This is a genomic window from Streptomyces physcomitrii, assembly GCF_012273655.1.
Lineage (GTDB): Bacteria > Actinomycetota > Actinomycetes > Streptomycetales > Streptomycetaceae > Streptomyces > Streptomyces physcomitrii.
Window position 1 is genome coordinate 1 of record NZ_JAAWWP010000002.1, and the last position, 18,949, is coordinate 18,949.

The window sequence follows — 18,949 nt, forward strand, 5'->3', positions numbered from 1 at the left end:
CCGACGGCACCCTTCGGACCCGGTGACACCACCCCCCAGGTCATCCCGTCGACAGGGGGACACAGTCATACCGGGCCCGGAGGCCAGCGGCCCTCTTGCAGGACCGCGAAAAAGATAACGGGGGCGGCGGATCGGCGGTTCTCGGAGCGGGGGTCCCGGGAGCGGGGGTCCTGGGAGCGGGGGTCCTGGGAGCGGGGGTCCTGGGATGAGTGGTCCTGGGATGAGTGGTCCTGAGACCGCCGGTCCTGGGATCCGGAGTCCTGGGATCGGCCGCCCTGGGACCGGCAGTCCCAGGAACCGGAGTCCTCGGACCGACAACCCCAGGACCCGCGATCCCGGGATCAGCAGCCCTCGGACCAGCAGTCCTCGGATCGACAACCCCGAGACCGGCGATCCCCGGAACAGCAGTCCTCCGCCCGGGGATCACCGGATCCGCAGTGCGTCCCAGAATGAGGAAGGCGGCGGTACGGAGTCTTGGACGCGGCCCACAGTTCCCGGCGCTTGCCGTGGTGGCCCGCCACAACGGCCGCCCGAGCACCCGCTCGGACGCCCTCCCGGCCCGCCACCGCCGGTACGCCCGGCCGTCCCCGCCACGGCTCCGACCCCGGCCCGCTGTCCTCCCGTACAGAATCCGGGCGGTCCGTCTGTGCGCGCGTACAACAGGACCGCTCCCCCGGCGTCCGCCGCTCCCCCGCGCCCGGGCCGGTCGGTAGCCTGCCGCCATGAGCCGCCCTCCCGCACCGCCGCCGGAGATCGCGCCGGTGGCGACCGCACTCCTGGAACGCGCCCCGCACCTGGGCACCCGGATGGCCCGCCGCATCCGTGCCGAGGTGGACTACTACGGCAGCGAGGAGCGTGTCCCCTTCGGGGAGCTGTCCGCGTCCTGTTGCCGCAACACCCGTCTGGTGTTCGGGCAGTTGGCGGACTCGGGCCCGGCCGAGGACCTGGCCTCGGCGCACGACACCGGACGCGAACGGGCCCGGCAGGGCGCGCCGCTCGGCGAGTTGCTGCACGCCTACCGCGTCGGCTCGCAGTTCCTGTGGTCGGAGCTGACGAGCGCGGCGCGCGGGGCGGGCGAGGTCAGCTCCGAGACCGTGGTGGCGCTCGCCGCCTGGTGGGTGAACGAAGGACTGGCCGCCGCGGCGAGCGACGCCTACCGGCAGGCCGCCGCCCAGTTGCTGCTCCAGCGCGAGCGGGCCAGGGCGGCGCTGGTGGAGGCCCTGTTCACCGGCCTGCTCACCGACCGGACCACGCTCTGGGAGGCGGCCACCACGCTGGGCCTGCCGGCGGAGGGGACCTTCCTGGTGGTCGCCGCCGAGGTCCCGGCGCCCGGCCGGGAGGCGCTCCCCGGATTCGAGGCCCGGCTCAGCGGCGAGCAGACCCGCTCGGCCTGGCGGCTGATGCCCGACCTGCAGACCGGCGTGGTCGCGCTGCGCGGCGCGGGCGGCGAGGAGGACGTGGTGCGCCTCGCCCGGCTGTACGCGGACGCCCGGGTCGGGATCAGCCCGCCCTTCGGCAGCCTGCGGGAGACACCGCGGGCGCTGCGCCTCGCGCGGCTGGCGCTCACCGGACTGCCCGGCGGCAGCGCGGGGGTGGCCCGGTTCGACGACAGCGTGCTCGCCCCGCTCGTCGCGGCGGCGCCGGAGGAGGCGGGCCGGATCGCCACCGCGGTCCTCGGCCGGGTCCTGGCCGTGGAGCCCGCGGAACGCGCCCGCCTGCTCGGCACCCTGGAGCACTGGTACGCGGCGGGCGGCTCGGTGCCGCGCGCGGCGAAGCGGCTCTACTGCCACCCGAACACCGTGCGCTACCGGCTGCGCCGCCTCCAGGAGCTGACCGGCCGCTCCCTCCAGGACCCCCGGGTGGCGGCCGAACTCGCCGTGGCACTACAGGCCTTGCGGCAACTGCCGGACGAGACGGCGCCCGGGGAGGGTGCGTAGGCGTACGGATGCGGCGCACGCCCACGTCGCACGCGCCCACCGCGTACGGAGTCCGCGCACAGAGCTCGCGCACAGAACCCGCGTACGGAGACGAGAGGCGCGGCGGGTGGACCTCGCGTGCGGCGAGGAGCTTTCTGCGAAGTGAAGAAAATGTGACGGCGGCGTGCATAATCTGAGGTGCCGCCGGGCCTCAACTGGGGGGTGCCCGGCCCGAATCCAAGGACACGCATGTCTCGTACGCGTATACGCCTCACCGCGGCCGCCTCCGTCGGCGCCGCCGCGCTCGGCCTGGCCCTGCTGCCCGCTCCCGCCGAGGCCGCGGGCTCGGTCCACCTGTACAAGATCTACTACGACAGCCCGGGCAAGGACACCCGCAGCAACGGGAGCCTCAACGGCGAGTACGTGCAGATCCGGAACACCACCTCGGCCTCGGTCAGCCTCAAGGGCTGGACGGTCACCGACTCCTCCCGGCACAGCTACACCTTCGGCAGCTACACGCTCGGCAAGGGCAAGACCGTCACCGTGCGCACCGGCAAGGGCAGCAACACCTCGGCCACCCGCTACCAGGGCCGGGCGGCCTACGTCTGGAACAACGACAAGGACACCGCGACCCTGAAGAAGTCGAGCGGCGCCAAGGTCGACAGCTGCGCCTACAACTCCTCGCGGGTGGACTACAAGAAGTGCTGACGTCTCGTCAGTAGCGGTCAGCGGAGGGCGACTTCGGTATCTCGTCCACCCTCCCGCACCAGCCGCGGCCGACGCGCGTGCGCGTCGGCCGCGGCCTGCCGCCGGGCCCCGCACAGAGGTGGGGGAAGGGGGCCCGACGGCGACTCGGGGCGGGGTGCACTCCTGGGACCCGGGATGCCGAGGCGGCCGCGGACCGCGATCCGCCCGGGAAGGGGGTTCCCTCCCGGAAGAGGGTGAACGGAGGCTGTCCGTTCCCTGAACGGCGGAAGTTTCCCGCTCCCGGGACGACAAGGGCACGAAACCCAACACCCGTGCCAGACCAGTCGAGTTGACGAGAAGCGAGCCGATTCCCGCAGAACCGAGCGAGAACACACAGCAGTTGGCGGACTTCAGGGAATTTCAGCCACAGCCCTGGCGTATTTCCTCTTGTTCCCCGAACAGCGGCTGTCCGACTCTGGTTGTTCTTGTCGCCTTCTGTTCGGAGACCGGAATGAGCGCATCAGGACCCAGCCGCCGCCGCATACTGACCGCCGGAGCCGCCCTGACCGGATGGGCCGCCTTCGCCGCGCAGAAACAGGCCTTCGCCGCGGGCGCGGGCCGCCCGGGGAAGGGCCCCGCCGCCGCCCGGAAGGCGCCGGGCGGGGAGTGGAACGCCGACCCGGAGGTCTTCCAGGTCAACCGGGAGCCCGCCCGCGCCCGCCTCGTCCCCTTCGCCTCGGCCGCCGAGGCACTGCGCGGCAAGCTCACGGACTCGCCGTACTACCGCTCGCTGAACGGGAGTTGGCGCTTCCACTGGGCGAAGAACCCGGCGGCGCGCCCCGAGGGCTTCTTCACCCCGGAGTACGACGACAGCGGCTGGGACCGGATCCCGGTGCCGTCGAACTGGGAGCTGCACGGGTACGAGATGCCGGTCTACCTCAATGTGCCCTATCCCTGGACCGGCTTCGAGAAGCCCGAATTCCCTGATGTGCCACAGGAGTTCAACCCGGTCGGCTCCTACCGGCGCACCTTCACCGTCCCCGGCGACTGGGACGGGCGGCGCACCCTGCTCTCCTTCCAGGGCGTGAAGTCGGCCTTCTTCGTCTGGGTCAACGGCGAGCGGGTGGGCTACAGCGAGGACAGCTACACGCCCGCCGAGTTCGAGGTGAGCCCGTATCTGCGGCCCGGCGAGAACTCCCTGGCGGTGGAGGTCTACCGCTGGTCGGACGGGAGTTGGCTGGAGGACCAGGACATGATCGACCTGTCCGGGATCTTCCGCGACGTCTACCTCTACTCGGTGCCGCGCACCCACGTACAGGACCTCTTCGTCCGTACCTCCTTCCCCGGCGGCGACTTCGGCCGGGCCCGCCTGGACGTCACCGCGGCGGTGCGCGGACCGGCCGGAGCGCGCGGGACGCACACGGTCCGGGTCCAGCTGCACGACGCCGCGGGCAGACCGGTCTTCGACCCGCCGCTGCGCGCCGAGGTCCCCCTCGGTGAGGGCGGCGGGGGCGGCACGGAGGTGGAGCTGCACGGCGAGGTGCGCGCGCCCCGCCTGTGGTCCGCCGAACGACCCGACCTCTACACCCTGGTCCTCAGCCTGGAGGTGGACGGCAAGGCGAGCGACGTCCACCGCACCCGGATCGGATTCCGCGAAGTCGACTGCGGCCCCGGCCGGTTCACCGTCAACGGCGAGCCGGTGATGCTGCGCGGCGTCAACCGCCACGAGACCGACCCCGACCACGGCCAGGCGGTACCCGAGTCGCGGATGCGCGAGGACATCCGCCTGATGAAGCGGCACAACGTCAACGCCGTCCGCACCTCCCACTACCCCAACAACCCGCGCTGGCTTGAACTCTGCGACGAGTACGGCCTCTACGTCATCGGCGAGACCAACCTGGAGACCCACGAGGTGCGCGACCGGCTGCCCGGCTCACTGGCCGAGTGGCGGGCCGCGTGCGTGGACCGGATCCGCTCCATGGTCGAGCGGGACAAGAACCACGCCTGTGTGATCGCCTGGTCCCTCGGCAACGAGGCCGGCGGCGGCGACAACTTCCGCGCCATGGCCGACTGGGCCCGCGCCCGCGACTCCACCCGCCCGATCCACTACGAGGGCATGAACGAGGTCGCCGACATGTACAGCATGATGTACAGCACCCCGGCGACCGTCGAGGAGTACGGCAGGTCCGGCAACCCCGTCCCGCACATCCTGTGCGAGTACGCGCACGCCATGGGCAACTCCACCGGCAACCTGCGCGAGTACGGCGAGATCTTCGACCGCTACCCGAACCTGCACGGCGGCTTCGTCTGGGAGTGGGTGGAGCACTCGGTGCGCCTGCCGGTCCCCGGCGACCCGCGGCACAGCTACTTCTCCTACGGCGGCGACTGGCACCCCACCTACCCCAGCGACGGCAACTTCTGCGCCGACGGACTGGTACGCGCCGACCGGCATCCGCACCCCGGGCTCCTGGAGGTAAAGCAGGTCTACAGCCCCGTCGGACTCGGCGCGGGCGAGCGGGACGGCGAGGTGGCGGTCCGCAACAAGCACCTCTTCTCCACCCTCGCCGCCTACACCCTGAGGTGGAGTGTCACGGTGGACGGCACCGAGACGCAGAGCGGAACCGCCCCGGCGCCGAAGGCCGGTCCCGGACAGGAGGCGCGGGTACGGCTGCCCGTACGCAAGCCCGCCGAGCCGGAGCCCGGGGCCGAGTACCTGCTCACGGTGCGCGTGGTGCTGACGGAGGCGACAGCCTGGGCGGAGGCCGGACACGAGATCTGCGCCGGGCAGTTCGCCCTCGACTGGCGGGTGCCCGCGCCCGCCGCACCGCGGCCCGCCGAGCTGCCCCCGCTCCGACTCGACCGTGCCGGACGCCGGGTGAAGGTCGGCGGCCGCTCCTTCGAGCTGGTCCTCGACGAGAGCACCGGCACCCTCTCCTCCTACCGCGCGGGCGGGCGGCTGCTGCTCTCCGAGGGCCCGGTGCCGCACTTCTGGCGGGCGCCGACCGACAACGACATCGGCCGCGGCTTCGAGAAGGAGGCCCGCACCTGGCGCGAGGCGGGCGCCCGGCGGAAGGTGACCTCCGTCGAGGTCTCCCGGCCCGCACCGGGCGAGGTCCGTATCGAGGTCACCGCGGAACTGCCGACCGAGCCGGAGCCCGCCACCTGGCAGACGGTCTTCCGGGTGTTCGGAGACGGCTCGGTACGGGTCCGCCACCACCTCGACGCCCCCGCGAAACTGCCCGAAATCCCTCTGATCGGGGCCCTGTTGACGGTCCCCGAGGGCTTCGAACGGCTCGAATGGTACGGCCGCGGACCGCACGAGAACTACGCCGACCGCAAGGCAGCCGCCCTCGTCGGCCGCTACCGCGCCACCGTGGACGACCGCTTCACCGCCTACACCCGCCCGCAGGAGACCGGCAACACCACGGACGTCCGCAGCCTCCGCCTCACCGACCGCTCCGGTACGGGTCTCCTGATCCACGCCGACCCCGAGGGCGACGAACCCCTCCTGGAGACGAGCGCCCTGCACTACACCGCCCTCGACCTGGACGGCCCCCGCCACCCGTACGAACTGAAACGGCGCGGCGAAACCCTGCTGGCCGTCAACCACCGCCAGACCGGCGTGGGCGGCAACGACTCCTGGGGGGCGCCGCCGCTGGACGCGTATCGGCTGCGGGCGGGGCGGGGGTATGCGTACGGGTATCGGGTGGTGGGGGTTCGGGGGTGAGGGGAGGTTAGGTGCGGTGAGGTGAGGTGGCCGTGGTCAGGTGCCGTCAGGGTGCCGTCCCCCCAGCTCGTGGGGCAGGGCTCGTGACTTGGGGTTCTGGGGCGTAGGCACGACGGGTGGGGCTGACGGCTGACGGCTGACGGCTGACGAACCGAAGGTGACGGGTGGCATGTGACGGATGACAGATGACGGATATTGATATCTGTCATCTGTCATCTGCTACCTGTCACATGTCACCCGTCACCAACCACCGACCACCGACCACCAGCCACCAGCCACCAGCCGACCGTTATCCACCGCCCCGCCCCACTCCCCCGCTTCCCCCGCTCACTCACCCACCACCCACTCCCCACCCCACCCCCTCACTTCACCTCAACTCACCTCGTCCTCACCTCACCGCAACTCCCCCTCCTCCCCACCACTCCCCGGCGGCTGGCTGGCCCCCCGTTCCCGTAGCTCGGCAGCCTTGTCCAGGGTCTCGGCGAGGTCGTCCACCGACCTGTCGCCCGAGCTGTCCGCCAATTCCTGCGCCTGCTCAGCGAGTTCGCCGAGGGACGGGGTAGCCGGAAGGGTCTCCCAGCGGTCGTCGCGGCCGCGCAGGGCGTCGGCGAAGTAGGCGGCGACGGCGGTGGTGCGCAGACCGGTGTCCGCCTCGTCGAGGTCCTCGGCCAGGTCGCCGGAGTCGAGGCGGCCGGAGGTCTCGTGCGGCTTGCGGTCGTCGGGGTCGAGCCAGCGGACCGTCGCCTTGGCGAGACCGCCCTCGGCACCCTCCTTCAGACGTACCGCGTACAGCGCGGTCACCGTGTGGCCGGGGCCGACCTCGCCGCCGTCGACGCGGTCGTCGCGGAAGTCCTCGTCGGCGACCTGCCGGTTGTCGTAGCCGATCAGGCGGAAGGCACGCACCGTGTCCCGGTCGAAGGCGACCTGGGCCTTGGCGTCGCGGGCGCGCAGGCCGACGTTGGCGGGCAGTTGCTCGGTGAACAGGGCCCGGGCCTCCTCGCGTTCGGAGACATAGGTGGTGTGCCCGTCGCCCTTGTCGGCGAGGCGCTCCATCAGGGCGTCCCCGTACTGGCTGCCGACGCCGACCCCGAAGAGGGTGATGCCGTGCTCGCGGCGCTCCTCCTCGATCCGGTCGAGGATGTCGTCGGCGTCGGTCTCCCCGGTGTTGGCGAGGGCGTCGGACAGGAGCACCACCCGGTTCGTCGCCTCCTTGCGGCGACCGTCGGCGGCGGTGTCGTACCCGGTGCGGACGCCCGCCTCCAGATTGGTCGAACTGGTCGGCTCCAGCTCCTCGATGCGGTCGCGTACCCGGTCGCGGTTGCCGTCGAGCCGGGTCATCGGCAGGATCTCCTCGGCCTCCTCGCTGAAGGCGACGATCGCCATCGAGTCCTCGTCGCGCAGCCCGCCCGCCGCCGACTCCAGGGCGTCCCGTACGAGATCGAGCCGACCGGGCTCCGCCATCGAACCGGAGACGTCGACGACGAAGGTCAGCGCGGCAGGCGGCCGCTCGTCCCGCGGCACCGAGCGGGTCGCGAGGCCCACCCGGACCAGGGACCAGTCGCCGCCGGTGCGCGCGCCGTCGACGGTGACCGCGAAGCCGTCGCCGCCGGGCTGCCGGTACTCCTGCCGGAAGCTGTTGACGAACTCCTCCGGCCGTACGGTCTCCGGGTCCGGCAGCGTCCCGTCCTCGATGGAGCGGCGGGCGAAGCCGTAGGAGGCGGTGTCCACGTCGAGGGCGAAGGTGGACAGGTAGTCCGCCCCGGGCCGCTTCGAGGGCTTCTCGTCCCGCTCGCCCTCCCCCTTGTCCGTGTCCTGCGCGCCGCCCGGCGCGAAGGGCGCGGCACTGCGCGCGGGCGCCCCTCCGGCGGCGTCCTCCCGCGCGGCTCCCGACTTGTCGTCGGAGGAGCCACCGTCGCTCGTACACCCCGTGAGCAGCAACGCGCCCGCGGCCCCCACCGCGACCACCACGCCGAGCGGCCCCGGCCCCCGCCTCCATCGATCCCGCTTCCCTGGATCCGGCTTCCCTGGATCCCGCCTGCGCGTCCCGGTCTGCGTGTGCATCCCGCCCCCTCTTCCCTCTCCCGGTTCCGTCCTCGTCCCGGCGATGTCGGGAACGGGCAGGGCGGGGGCACGGTCGCCCGTACTGCCCCGGCCGGCCCTCCGCCGGACGGCGAGCGCGGTACCGCGCTCACTACTCCGACGCGGCAGGCACCCGTTTCGCTCGGCCTGAAGTGTTGCGAGCCGGTCACAAGGCGGCCACGGGGAGGGAGACTTGGGGGAGGTCTGGGGGCTACGCCGGGACGGAGCGCGGTCCGCCCAGTGGCCGGGGACGGGAGGCGCACAGCCCGGCGGCCGCTCGGACCCGGCCCCGCTCGGCTGCGTACCCCACCCGGGGACTCAGCCCCTCACGACACCACGTCCTTCCCCCGGAACCCCCGGAAGGCCAGCGCCAGGAGCACCACCGCGTACGTCACGGAGAGGGCGGTGCCCTGGATCATCCCGCCCCATTCGGGCTGGGGCTGGAGGGCGTCGGCCCAGGCGAACTGCCAGTGGGCGGGGAGGAAGTCGCGCCAGTCGCCGAGGGCGGTGACGGCGTCGAGGACGTTGCCGAGGATGGTCAGGCCGACCGCGCCGCCGACCGCGCCGAGCGGGGCGTCGGTACGGGTGGAGAGCCAGAACGCGAGCCCGGCGGTGACGAGTTGGGAGGCGAAGACATAGCCGGTGACGATCATCAGGCGCTGCAGGGCCGTACCGGCGGGCAGGGCGCCGCCGGTCGGGATCTCCAGCGGGCCCCAGCCGTAGGCGAGGCTGCCCACCACGAGGGCGAGCAGCGGGAGCAGCACGATCGCGGCGAGGCTCAGGCCGAGGGCGACGGTGAGCTTGGAGACCAGCAGCCGGGCCCGGGGCACGGGGGCCGCGAGCAGATACCGCAGCGAGGACCAGCCCGCCTCGGAGGCCACGGTGTCCCCGCAGAAGAGCGCCACCGGGATGACCAGGAGGAAGCCCGCGGAGACGAAGAGGCAGGTTGCCGCGAAGTTCGGTCCGGAGGCGGTGGCCGTGTCCATCAGGCTGACCCGGCCGTTCCTGCCGCCCGGTTCGCCGCCCACCGCGAAGGCGAGCAGCAGCACGAAGGGCAGCAGGGCGAGCACGGCGCCCATCACCAGGGTGCGGCGCCGGCGCAGCTGCCGGGCGAGTTCGACGCGCAGCGGCAGGGTGCGCAGCGGACGGTAGCCGGGGGCCACCTCGGGGGGTGCGGCCGGGGCGCTCACGCGCTGCCTCCGATCAGGGTCAGGAAGGCGTCCTCAAGGCGGCGGTGCGGGCCGAGGGATTCCACGGGCACCTCCAGGCGTACGAGTTCGGTCAGCAGCCGGGAGGCGCCGGTGGTGCCGTCGAGCTGGACGAGGAGCCCGCCGTCGGTGCGGACGGCGGAGCGGACGCCGGGCAGGGCGGCGATCTTGTGCACCACCGGTTCCGGAACCGCGCCCGCGGTGCCGACCAGGAGCTGTTCGCCGCTGCCGGTGATCTCGGCGACCGGGCCCGCCTGGACGAGGGCGCCGCGGTCCATCACCACCAGGTGGGTGCAGGACTGCTCGACCTCGGCGAGCAGATGGCTGGAGACGATGACGGTGCGCCCGGCGGCGGCGTACCGGATCATCACCTCGCGCATCTCGCGGATCTGCGGCGGGTCGAGTCCGTTGGTGGGCTCGTCCAGGATCAGCAGGTCGGGCAGGCCGAGCATGGCCTGGGCGAGGGCGAGCCGCTGCCGCATGCCCTGGGAGTAGGTGCGCACGGCGCGGTCGAGGGCGCTGCCCAGACCGGCGATCTCCAAGGCCTGGTCGGTGTGCGCGTCCTCGGCGGGGCGGCCGGTGGCCCGCCAGTACAGGTCGAGGTTGGCCCGGCCGCTCAGGTGCGGCAGGAAGCCGGAGCCCTCCACGAAGGCGCCGACGCGGGAGAGCACCGGGGCACCGGGCCGGATGGCGTGGCCGAAGACGCGGATCTCGCCCTCGTCGGGGCGGATGAGGCCCATCAGCATCCGCAGGGTGGTGGTCTTGCCCGCGCCGTTGGGCCCGAGCAGGCCGAGCACCTGCCCCTTCTCCACCCGGAAGGACAGCTCGCGCACCGCGTACCGGTCCGCGGACCTGGCGTACCGCTTGCTCAAATTGCTTATCTCCAGCGGGACTTCGGCGAGAGCCGGGTCCGGCGGCGGGGTCGCCGTGGTGCGGCGGCGGCCGGTGAGCAGCAGGCCGAGGGCGAGCAGGGCGCCGCCGAGCGGCAGCCACCACACCCAGGAGGGCAGCGGGGCGGCGTCGGTGTCCACGGCGGGCGCGGTGGGCACCCGCAGCGGGCCCTTGAGGGTGGCGCGGTAGGCGGCGGGCTCGGCGGGTGAGGCGTAGCCGAGGTCGGTGCTGGCGAGGACCAGGCGCAGGCGGTGGCCCTTGCGCAGTTCGTGGTCGACGGCGGGCAGGGTGAGCTCGGCCTCCTTGCCGCCGCCGCTGCCGGTGCCCTTCACCCGTACCGGGGCGACCAGGTTCGAGGGGAGCACCTCGCTGGTGCCGTCGCCGCCGACGTCGTAGACCTTGCCGAAGAGCACCATGTCCTCGCTGCTGGACTTCAGCTGGACGCGCACCGTGGGCGCGCCGGTGATCCGCAGATCGCGGCGGAGCGGCGCGGAGTCGAAGCGGGCGTGCTGGCCGGGGAAGTCGAAGGAGATGCCGCGGCCGAAGGAGGAGAGCTGGGAGAGCGCGGTGCCCCCGCCCTCCTCGCCTCCGCCGCCGCCCGGCCCGCCGAGTCCGGGCAGGCCGGAGATGGCGGGCGGGCTGCCGCCCGCCGGGTTCTCGAAGTGCCGGGTGCCGCCGCCGAGTTCGACGTCCCGGCGGCGGTTGCCGAGCCCCGGGTACGCCTCGGCGTCGGCGCCGCGCAGGGTGGCGGCGCCGTCGGTGGAGTCCACGCCCCCGGTGCGGGTGACGCGGAAGGCGGGTCCGGTGTCGGTGCCCTTCTCCTCCTTCAGGTACCGGTCGAACCAGTCGGTGACGCGGCCCGCTATCCGCGCGGTCTCCATGGCACCGCCGTCGTGGCCGCCCGCGATCCAGTCGACGTCGACGGGGGCGCCGTTGGCGCGGATGGCCCGCGCCGCCTCGTCGGCCTGGCCGAGCGGGAAGAGCGAGTCGTTCTGCCCCTGGAAGAACAGGGTCGGTACGTCGATGCGCTTGCCGACGGCGGCCGGGCTGCGTGCCTCCAGGAGCCGCCTGGCCGCCTCGTCGGGCACGCCGGTGCGCGCCACCCGCTGGTACATCCGGCACAGCTCGGGCTCGAAGCGGGCGCAGCCGCCGCCGGTGTTGAGGAAGAGGCCCGCCCAGGTCTTCTTGAACACGCCGTTCGGGAAGAGGGCTTCGGCCAGGCTCCAGTAGGTGATCGACGGCGCGATCGCGTCCACCCGCTTGTCGTACCCGGCGGAGAGCAGCGAGACCGCGCCTCCGTACGAGGCGCCGGTGACGCCGACCCGCGGGTCGGCCTTGCCGTCGAGCCGCACCTCGGGCCGCGCGGCGAGCCAGTCGACGAGCCGGGAGACGTCGGCGACCTCCGCCTTCGGGTCGTTGAGGCCGATCTTCCCGCCCGAGTCGCCGAAGCCGCGGGCGGACCAGGTCAGTACCGCGTATCCGTCCCGGGCGAGCTTCTCGGCCTGGCCGCGGACGTCGTCCTTGCTGCCGCCGAAGCCGTGGGTGAGCAGCACGGCCGGGCGGCGGCCGTCGCCGGAGGTGAAGTAGGAGGTGTCGATCCTGGTGCCGCCCGAGTCCAGTACGCGGTCGCTGCGGTGCACGGGCGGCGCCTCGTCGGAGGCGACGGCACGGAAGGTGCCGGCCCCGGCGAGCACGGCCACGGCGGCCCCGGCGGCGAGCCACCGGCGGGGCGTGCGCAGGGCGGGCCGGAGCCCACCGCGCAGCGCGGCCCGCAGCTCGGGCAGTCTCAGATCCATGCGCCCCACCGTACGGGCGCCCGCCGACAGTCGCGGCGCCCGCTGGTCGGAACCCCCGCGCCTCCCCGGGGAGTAGAGGCCCCGGCCGCCCTGCACCCCCTGCGGTACACGGCCGCCCGGATCCCCTCCCTGAGCGCCTTGTGCGCCGTGCACGCCCCCTGCCATGCGCCCGGGCTCGCGGCGCCCGCGCCCCGGCGCCTCCGTGGCGCATCCCACACCCGGCCTACGTGGTAGGAAACCCCGCATGGAGATCCGACGCGCCACGACCGTCTTCCAGATACTGTCCGCGAGCCGCCTCTTCGACGCGCGCGCCGACCCCGACTGGGCCCGGCGATTCCATGACAATCCGGGCCACCATCTCTTCCTCGCCTATGACAGCGGCGCCGAGAACCGCGCGAGCAAATCGGACCCCGTCGGCTTCGTCAGCGGCGTGGAGACCATCCACCCCGACAAGGGCACCGAGATGCTCCTCTACGAACTCTCCGTGGACGAGCCCCACCGCCGCCGCGGCATCGGCACCGCCCTGGTCCACGCGCTCGCCGACTACGCCCGCACCCACGGCTGCTACGGCATGTGGGTCGGCGTCGACCCGGACAACGCGCCCGCCCTCGCCACCTACGCCAAGGCGGGCGCCCGGGACGAGGGCCGGTTCGCGATGCTGGGCTGGGGATTCGGGGCGCGACCGGACGGGAAGCCCCACTGAGGGGTGCACCCCGCCGCCGTCCCCGGAGCACCGGGCCCGGATGCCGTACGACGACGGGTGGTCCCCCGGAGAGGGGCGGGACCACCCGTGAGCGACCCCGGACCATCCGCGAGCGACCCCGAGGACCTGCCGCGGCCGGAACGGCCCGCCGAGAGCGGGGATGTGCCGCGGCCCCAACAGCCTTACGGGGCTGAGGAATTGCCGCAGCCACCTCAACCGGCGGGCAGAGCCGAGGAGTTGGCCGGTGACCAGGCCACCGACCCGACACCCGGCGTCCCGACTCCCGGTGACCCGAGGTCCGGCCGCCCGACGCCCGGCGACCCGGCGGCCGACCGCCCGATGCCCGGCAACTCGGCGGCGGCCGACCCCGCCGAGATCCTCCGCCTTGAGGGCATCCGGAAGTCCTTCCCGGGCGTACTCGCCCTGGACGGTGTCGACTTCGGCCTCCGGCGCGGCGAGGTGCACGTACTGCTCGGCGAGAACGGCGCGGGAAAGAGCACCCTGGTCAAGATCCTCTCCGGGGCGTACCGGCCCGAGGCGGGCCGCATCCGCGTCGACGGGCGGGAGGTGCGCCCGGGGAGCACCCGGGACGCCCAGCGGCTCGGGATCGCCACCATCCACCAGGAGTTCAGCCTCGTCCCGGAGCTCTCGGTGGCGGAGAACATCTTCCTCGGCCGCCAGCCGCGCCGCTTCGGCCTGGTCGACCGCGGGCGTCTGGAACGGGCCGCCGAGGAGGTCCTCGACCGGGTGGGCCTGGACCTCCCGCCCCGCACCCGCCTCGCCGAACTGGGCGTAGCCCGCCGCCAGTTGGTGGAGATCGCGCAGGCGCTCAGCCGGGAGGCCCGGATCCTGGTCATGGACGAGCCGACCGCCGCACTGGCCGCCTCCGAGACCGAGCAGCTCTTCCGTATCGTCCGCCGTCTGCGCGCGCAGTCCGTGGGCCTGGTCTTCATCACCCACCACCTGGAGGAGATCGCCGCCCTCGGCGACCGCGTCACCGTGCTCCGCGACGGCCGGGTGGCCGGTGAACTCCCCGCCACCGCACCCGCCGAGGACCTCGTACGCCTCATGGTCGGACGCACCCTCAGCCGGCAGTACCCGCCACGGGAGCGGAAGTCGACGAAGCCCGACGCGGCGGCGGCGACCGTCACCGGGGCCCCGGACTCCACCACGGCCCAGCCCCCCGATCCCTCAACTCCCCCTCCCCTTCTCCATGTCGAGGGGCTCAGCCGCCAAGGTGCCTTCCAGGACGTGAGTTTCGAGGTACGGGCGGGTGAAGTCGTGGGCCTGGCCGGGCTGGTGGGCGCGGGCCGTACCGAAGTCGTCCGCGCCCTCTTCGGCGCCGACCCCTACGAGGAGGGCAGCGTACGAGTGGCGGGCGTGCCCCTGCCGCGCCACGACATCCGGGCGGCGATGGCCGCCGGGCTCGGGCTCGTCCCCGAGGACCGCAAGGGGCAGGGTCTGCTGCCGGGCGCCTCCGTCGCGGACAACCTCGGCCTGGTCACCCTGCGTACGGCGACCCGCGCGGGGTTCGTGGACCGCGGCGCCCAGCGCACCGCCGCCGCCCGGATCGCGGAGCGCCTCGGGGTGCGGATGGCCTCCCTCGACCAGCGGGTGGGCACCCTCTCCGGCGGCAACCAGCAGAAGGTCGTCCTCGGCAGATGGCTGCTCTCCCGCACCCGGCTGCTGCTCCTGGACGAGCCCACCCGCGGCATCGACGTCGGTGCCAAGGCCGAAATCCACCGCCTGGTACGGGAGTTCACGGCCGCCGGGAACGCGGTCCTGATGGTCTCCAGCGAACTGCCCGAGGTGCTCGGCATGAGCGACCGGATCCTGGTGATGGCCGAGGGCAGACTCGCCGGCGAACTCCCCGCCGCCACCGCCACCCAGGACGCGGTGATGGCTCTGGCGATCGCCAGCGGCAGCGGCAGCGGCAGCGGCAGCGGGAACAGCAACAGCAACAGCAACAGCAACAGCAACGCGACCAGCAGGGAGAACCACAGGACAGGAGGCATCAGCCGGTGACCGCCGACACCACGACCTCGGACACCCCGAACGGCTCGGACTCCCCAAAGGGCCCGGGTGGCCCGGGAGTTGGGCGCAAGACCTCATCGGCAGGAGGCCGCGGCGCGGGCGGAACCCTCGCGGCCGCCCGCGGCCTGCTGCTCGACAACGGCGCACTCGGCGCCCTGGTGGCCCTGATCGCGGCCCTCACCCTCCTCTCCGGCGACTTCCTGACCACCGACAACCTCCTCAACGTCGGCGTACAGGCGGCCGTGACCGCGATCCTCGCCTTCGGCGTGACCTTCGTCGTCGTCTCCGCGGGCATCGACCTGTCGGTGGGCTCGGTCGCGGCGCTCTCCGCGACCGTGCTCGCCTGGTCGGCGACGACCGAAGGCCTGCCGGTCTGGCTCGCGGTGCTGCTCGCGCTCGGCACCGGCGCGGCCTGCGGACTGGTCAGCGGCGCCCTCGTCGCGTACGGCAGACTCCCGCCGTTCATCGCCACCTTGGCCATGCTCTCGGTGGGCCGCGGGCTCGCCCTGGTCCTCGCGGACGGCAGCCCGATCGGCTTCCCCTCCTCGGTCTCGGGGCTCGGCGACACCCTCGGCGGCTGGCTCCCGGTGCCGGTCCTGGTGATGGCGGCGGCCGGACTGCTCACCGCGGTCGTCCTCGGCCGCACCTTCCTCGGCCGCGGCCTCTACGCGATCGGCGGCAACGAGGAGGCCGCCCGCCTCTCCGGCCTGCCCGTACGCCGCCAGAAGGCCGCCGTCTACGCGCTGTCCGGGCTGTTCGCGGCCGTCGCCGGCATCGTCCTCGCCGCCCGGCTCGACACCGCGCAGCCCACCGCCGGGCAGGGCTACGAACTCGACGCGATCGCCGCCGTGGTGATCGGCGGCGCCAGCCTCTCCGGCGGCGTCGGCACCGCCTCCGGCACCCTGGTCGGCGCGCTGATCCTCGCGGTGCTGCGCAACGGCCTCAACCTCCTGTCCGTATCGGCCTTCTGGCAGCAGGTCGTCATCGGCGCGGTCATCGCCCTCGCGGTGCTCCTCGACACCGCCCGCCGCCGGGCGGGCGCCCCGGCCCCCGTCCCCGGGGCGGGCGGTACGAGCGGACGGGCCTCCCCCGGCGGCAGGGGTGCCCGGGCGGCGCGGTACGCGATCGCCGCGGTCCTGGTGGCCGCCGTCATGGGCGGTACGGCCCTGTGGCGCGACGACGGCTCCGGCGGCAGGACCACGGTCGGCATGTCCCTCTCCACCCTCAACAACACCTTCTTCGTCCAGCTACGGGCCGGCGCCCAGGCCGAGGCGAAGGCGCGCGGCGTCGACCTCACCGTCACCGACGCCCAGAACGACGCCTCCCAACAGGCCAACCAGCTCCAGAACTTCACCAGCGGCGGCAAGTCCTCGATCATCGTCAACCCGGTCGACTCCGACGCCGCCTCCCCCGCGGTGCGCTCCGCAATCACCGCGGACATCCCCGTGGTCGCCGTGGACCGCGCGGTCAGCAAGGCGAAGGTGGCCTCCCTGGTCGCCTCGGACAACGTCAGCGGCGGCAAGCAGGTCGCCCGTGCCCTGGCCGAACGCCTCGGCGGCGAAGGGCGCGTGGTCGTCCTCCAGGGCACCGCCGGCACCTCCGCGAGCCGCGAACGCGGCGCCGGCTTCACCGCGGGCATCAAGGCGTACCCCGGCATCGAGGTGCTGGCCCGCCAGCCCGCCGACTTCGACCGCGCCAAGGGCCTCGACGTCATGACCAACCTCCTCCAGGCCCACGACGACATCGACGCCGTCTTCGCCGAGAACGACGAAATGGCTCTCGGCGCCACCAAGGCCCTCGGCTCCCGCGCCCGCAGCATCCCGGTGGTGGGCTTCGACGGCACCCCCGACGCCCTGAAGGCGGTCAAGGCAGGCACGCTCTACGCCTCGGTCGCCCAACAGCCCCGAGAACTCGGCAAGTTGGCCCTACGCCAGGCCCTCACGGCAACCGACGACAAGAAGACCGAGGCGGTGGTGAAGGTACCGGTGAAGGTGGTGACGGGGCGGAATGTGGGGGACTTCTCCTGAGAGGGGAGGCTGACTCTGGGGACCGGAGAAAGGGGTGGAGCACCGCTCTGGAAAGCAAGTCTTCGAAGTCAAGCGGTGGGACATGGCCATGCCATCCGACCGTAAAGCAGGAGTTACTCCGGGCAGTTGCGACACAGACGCCGAGCCGCGCAGCGCTCCCGTCGACAGTTGTCATGTACGCGCGCACCCCTCACTGGCCTTGAACGTGTGATGTCGTCATGGCGGCTGGCGTCGGAGGTCGGTGCCAGTGAGGCAGCCGTAGGGGACATCATGGCGGTACTGGAGCTGGCGTAGGTCGCACCGGATGGCGGTGATCAGGTCTTCGGGGTCGGAGAACGCGTTGTTGGCCGGTGGTGGTACGGCGCAGGACCGACCAGAGGCCCTCGGCCGGGTTGAGGCCGGGTGCGTGGGGCGGGAGCTGGTAGACGGTGAGCCAGCCGCGTTCAGTAACGTACCGGTACATCCCGGCGGTGAGGTGGACGTTCAGGTTGTCCCAGACAGGACGATCGGACCGCCGAGTTGTTGGTACGCGGTCTGGATCAGGTCGCGGTAGTCCTTCTAAGGGAAGCTCTTGCGCCCGTCAGGCCGGGCGTCCGGGCAGGGCCGGTACAACAGCCGCGATCGCTCGCCAACTTGTAGCAGGCCAGGGCGGCCACCGATAAGTGGCGGCACAAGCGGCCCCACACGCGGATAGCAGGGGTGTGGCCGCAGCGGGACCAGGTGCGGGTGGCCGACGGCGTCATCGAAAACCGGCTTCATCCCCGAAGACGAGCCAGGCGTCGAGCGCTGCCACGGTCCTTCCACCTGAGGCCAGGTTTCTCTCAACCAGTCGGCCACCAGGTTCTCGTCCCGCTCGATCGCACGCTGGGCGGGAACCTGGAGCTCCAGCCGTGCCGCTTGAGCAGGGCAGCCACGCCTTGCATGGCCAGGTCCCCTCCAGCACGGCGAACAGTTCATCGCTGAGCAGCGGCACCGATGCCGGGCTCTTTTGGGCCAACGCTCCCGATCCGTCCTGCGACCAAGCCCTGCGCCAACACTGTACCGAGCAGACGCTGACCCTCAGATCGTGAGCAATGACCGCGTTCTCCTCGCCCAAGGCGAACCATCCGGCCACATCCCTCCTCAACTTCTCACGGAAGGCACGCCGTTCGTCGGCCAGTCCGCCCCCCTTGTGCATACCTCAGGACTCGGCATGCCGCAGGGGTCACCGGCCGTCAGCCCCTGCCGACACCACGCTTTGAAGGTCATCAACTTCGAAGACCCATCATGGCTCACCACCACCGCCATTGGGCATGGGTGCAGTTCCATCAAGGTCGGCTACAACTCTTCACGGGCTCGATGGAGACGATCCATTTAATCGGCGTTTTCCTCAGGGTCTCCCCCTTGACTACCACGTCATCTCCAGCAGTTCCCACAAGTTCACCGCACATGCTCTCACCCCGAGTAACTACCCGAACCATCGGTCTTGCGGGGTCCGAAGCCGGACCGAACCAGGTGAAGCCGAGAGCGGTCACCAAGAGCGAAAGCCCCGTTAAGGTCAGGAGAGCCGCGCACCAGATCCGCCGCGCGATGACCCTGACCTCATTCCTGGTCCACTCGCGAAGTCCCTCGCCGGTCAAGAGGATTTCCTCGCCGGGGGTCCCGGCAGCCGCCCGGACTGCGAAGACTGTCGCCGCAAGGAGGCCTCCGAACGTTGTGACGAGCAGCACGGCGACAGTCACCCTTGTCCAGGGGACCAGATCACCCACGGTCTCGCGCCCCTTCAGGACCAACACGACCCCCAGCAGTGCAGTCATACCGGCCAGCCCGGCCCGCCATGCCTCCGCCTGCTTGCGTGCAGTCGACAACTGCTCAAGCCGCAGCTCCTGGGCACGCTGAGCC

The 18,949-nt window shown here is 72.6% G+C and carries 11 protein-coding genes; 6 read left to right on the forward strand and 5 right to left on the reverse strand.

Going from position 1 to position 18,949, the window contains the following annotated elements; genetic code table 11:
- The first annotated feature begins 722 nt into the window (after window positions 1–722).
- The 3 genes from HFV08_RS03260 (at window position 723) to lacZ (ending at window position 6,330) form a co-directional block, all read left to right on the forward strand.
- Complete coding sequence (locus HFV08_RS03260; RefSeq protein WP_210429833.1) at window positions 723–1,937, forward strand: PucR family transcriptional regulator; 1,215 nt, start codon at window positions 723–725, stop codon at window positions 1,935–1,937.
- Between the two features lie 228 nt (window positions 1,938–2,165).
- Window positions 2,166–2,624 carry a lamin tail domain-containing protein gene (locus tag HFV08_RS03265; RefSeq protein ID WP_168535704.1) on the forward strand — a complete coding sequence of 153 codons (459 nt, stop codon included), beginning with the start codon at window positions 2,166–2,168 and terminating at the stop codon, window positions 2,622–2,624.
- Window positions 2,625–3,114: 490 nt separating this feature from the next.
- A complete protein-coding gene (gene lacZ, locus HFV08_RS03270; RefSeq protein WP_168535706.1) occupies window positions 3,115–6,330 on the forward strand; it encodes a beta-galactosidase, LacZ type in 3,216 nt (1,071 codons plus the stop codon).
- A gap of 393 nt (window positions 6,331–6,723) precedes the next feature.
- Here the strand turns inward: lacZ and HFV08_RS03275 are convergent, their stop codons facing one another.
- The 3 genes from HFV08_RS03275 to HFV08_RS03285 form a co-directional block, all read right to left on the reverse strand.
- Window positions 6,724–8,391: a vWA domain-containing protein gene (locus HFV08_RS03275; protein ID WP_168535708.1), complete on the reverse strand. Its 1,668-nt coding sequence runs from the start codon at window positions 8,389–8,391 to the stop codon at window positions 6,724–6,726.
- Window positions 8,392–8,735: 344 nt separating this feature from the next.
- On the reverse strand, window positions 8,736–9,599 hold the full coding sequence (locus HFV08_RS03280; RefSeq protein WP_168535710.1) for an ABC transporter permease: 864 nt from the start codon (window positions 9,597–9,599) through the stop codon (window positions 8,736–8,738).
- On the reverse strand, window positions 9,596–12,304 hold the full coding sequence (locus HFV08_RS03285) for an alpha/beta fold hydrolase (protein ID WP_168535712.1): 2,709 nt from the start codon (window positions 12,302–12,304) through the stop codon (window positions 9,596–9,598). The genes HFV08_RS03280 and HFV08_RS03285 overlap by 4 nt, the downstream gene beginning before the upstream one ends.
- A 244-nt stretch (window positions 12,305–12,548) precedes the next feature.
- Here HFV08_RS03285 and HFV08_RS03290 point away from each other — a divergent pair, with 244 nt between their 5' ends.
- From HFV08_RS03290 to HFV08_RS03300, 3 genes are all read left to right on the forward strand, one after another.
- On the forward strand, window positions 12,549–13,007 hold the full coding sequence (locus HFV08_RS03290; RefSeq protein WP_168535714.1) for a GNAT family N-acetyltransferase: 459 nt from the start codon (window positions 12,549–12,551) through the stop codon (window positions 13,005–13,007).
- 339 nt (window positions 13,008–13,346) lie between these two features.
- Window positions 13,347–15,032: a sugar ABC transporter ATP-binding protein gene (locus tag HFV08_RS03295; RefSeq protein ID WP_168536499.1), complete on the forward strand. Its 1,686-nt coding sequence runs from the start codon at window positions 13,347–13,349 to the stop codon at window positions 15,030–15,032.
- Window positions 15,029–17,068: an ABC transporter permease/substrate-binding protein gene (locus HFV08_RS03300; RefSeq protein ID WP_168535716.1), complete on the forward strand. Its 2,040-nt coding sequence runs from the start codon at window positions 15,029–15,031 to the stop codon at window positions 17,066–17,068. The genes HFV08_RS03295 and HFV08_RS03300 overlap by 4 nt, the downstream gene beginning before the upstream one ends.
- Before the next feature lie 268 nt (window positions 17,069–17,336).
- Here the strand turns inward: HFV08_RS03300 and HFV08_RS32635 are convergent, their stop codons facing one another.
- Window positions 17,337–17,531 carry a hypothetical protein gene (locus HFV08_RS32635; RefSeq protein ID WP_446696842.1) on the reverse strand — a complete coding sequence of 65 codons (195 nt, stop codon included), beginning with the start codon at window positions 17,529–17,531 and terminating at the stop codon, window positions 17,337–17,339.
- A gap of 844 nt (window positions 17,532–18,375) precedes the next feature.
- A complete protein-coding gene (locus tag HFV08_RS03315; protein ID WP_168535718.1) occupies window positions 18,376–18,864 on the reverse strand; it encodes a hypothetical protein in 489 nt (162 codons plus the stop codon).
- Between the last annotated feature and the right edge of the window lie 85 nt (window positions 18,865–18,949).

What these genes read in the sequence shown, in the direction of transcription:
- lacZ (WP_168535706.1), top strand. Translation starts at nt 3,115, where the DNA reads ATGAGCGCATCAGGACCCAGCCGCCGCCGCATACTGACCGCCGGAGCC.
- HFV08_RS03290 (WP_168535714.1), top strand. Translation starts at nt 12,549, where the DNA reads ATGGAGATCCGACGCGCCACGACCGTCTTCCAGATACTGTCCGCGAGC.
- HFV08_RS03315 (WP_168535718.1), bottom strand. Translation starts at nt 18,864, where the DNA reads ATGACTGCACTGCTGGGGGTCGTGTTGGTCCTGAAGGGGCGCGAGACC.
- HFV08_RS03275 (WP_168535708.1), bottom strand. Translation starts at nt 8,391, where the DNA reads ATGCACACGCAGACCGGGACGCGCAGGCGGGATCCAGGGAAGCCGGAT.
- HFV08_RS03295 (WP_168536499.1), top strand. Translation starts at nt 13,347, where the DNA reads ATGCCCGGCAACTCGGCGGCGGCCGACCCCGCCGAGATCCTCCGCCTT.
- HFV08_RS03285 (WP_168535712.1), bottom strand. Translation starts at nt 12,304, where the DNA reads ATGGATCTGAGACTGCCCGAGCTGCGGGCCGCGCTGCGCGGTGGGCTC.
- HFV08_RS32635 (WP_446696842.1), bottom strand. Translation starts at nt 17,531, where the DNA reads ATGTACCGGTACGTTACTGAACGCGGCTGGCTCACCGTCTACCAGCTC.
- HFV08_RS03260 (WP_210429833.1), top strand. Translation starts at nt 723, where the DNA reads ATGAGCCGCCCTCCCGCACCGCCGCCGGAGATCGCGCCGGTGGCGACC.
- HFV08_RS03265 (WP_168535704.1), top strand. Translation starts at nt 2,166, where the DNA reads ATGTCTCGTACGCGTATACGCCTCACCGCGGCCGCCTCCGTCGGCGCC.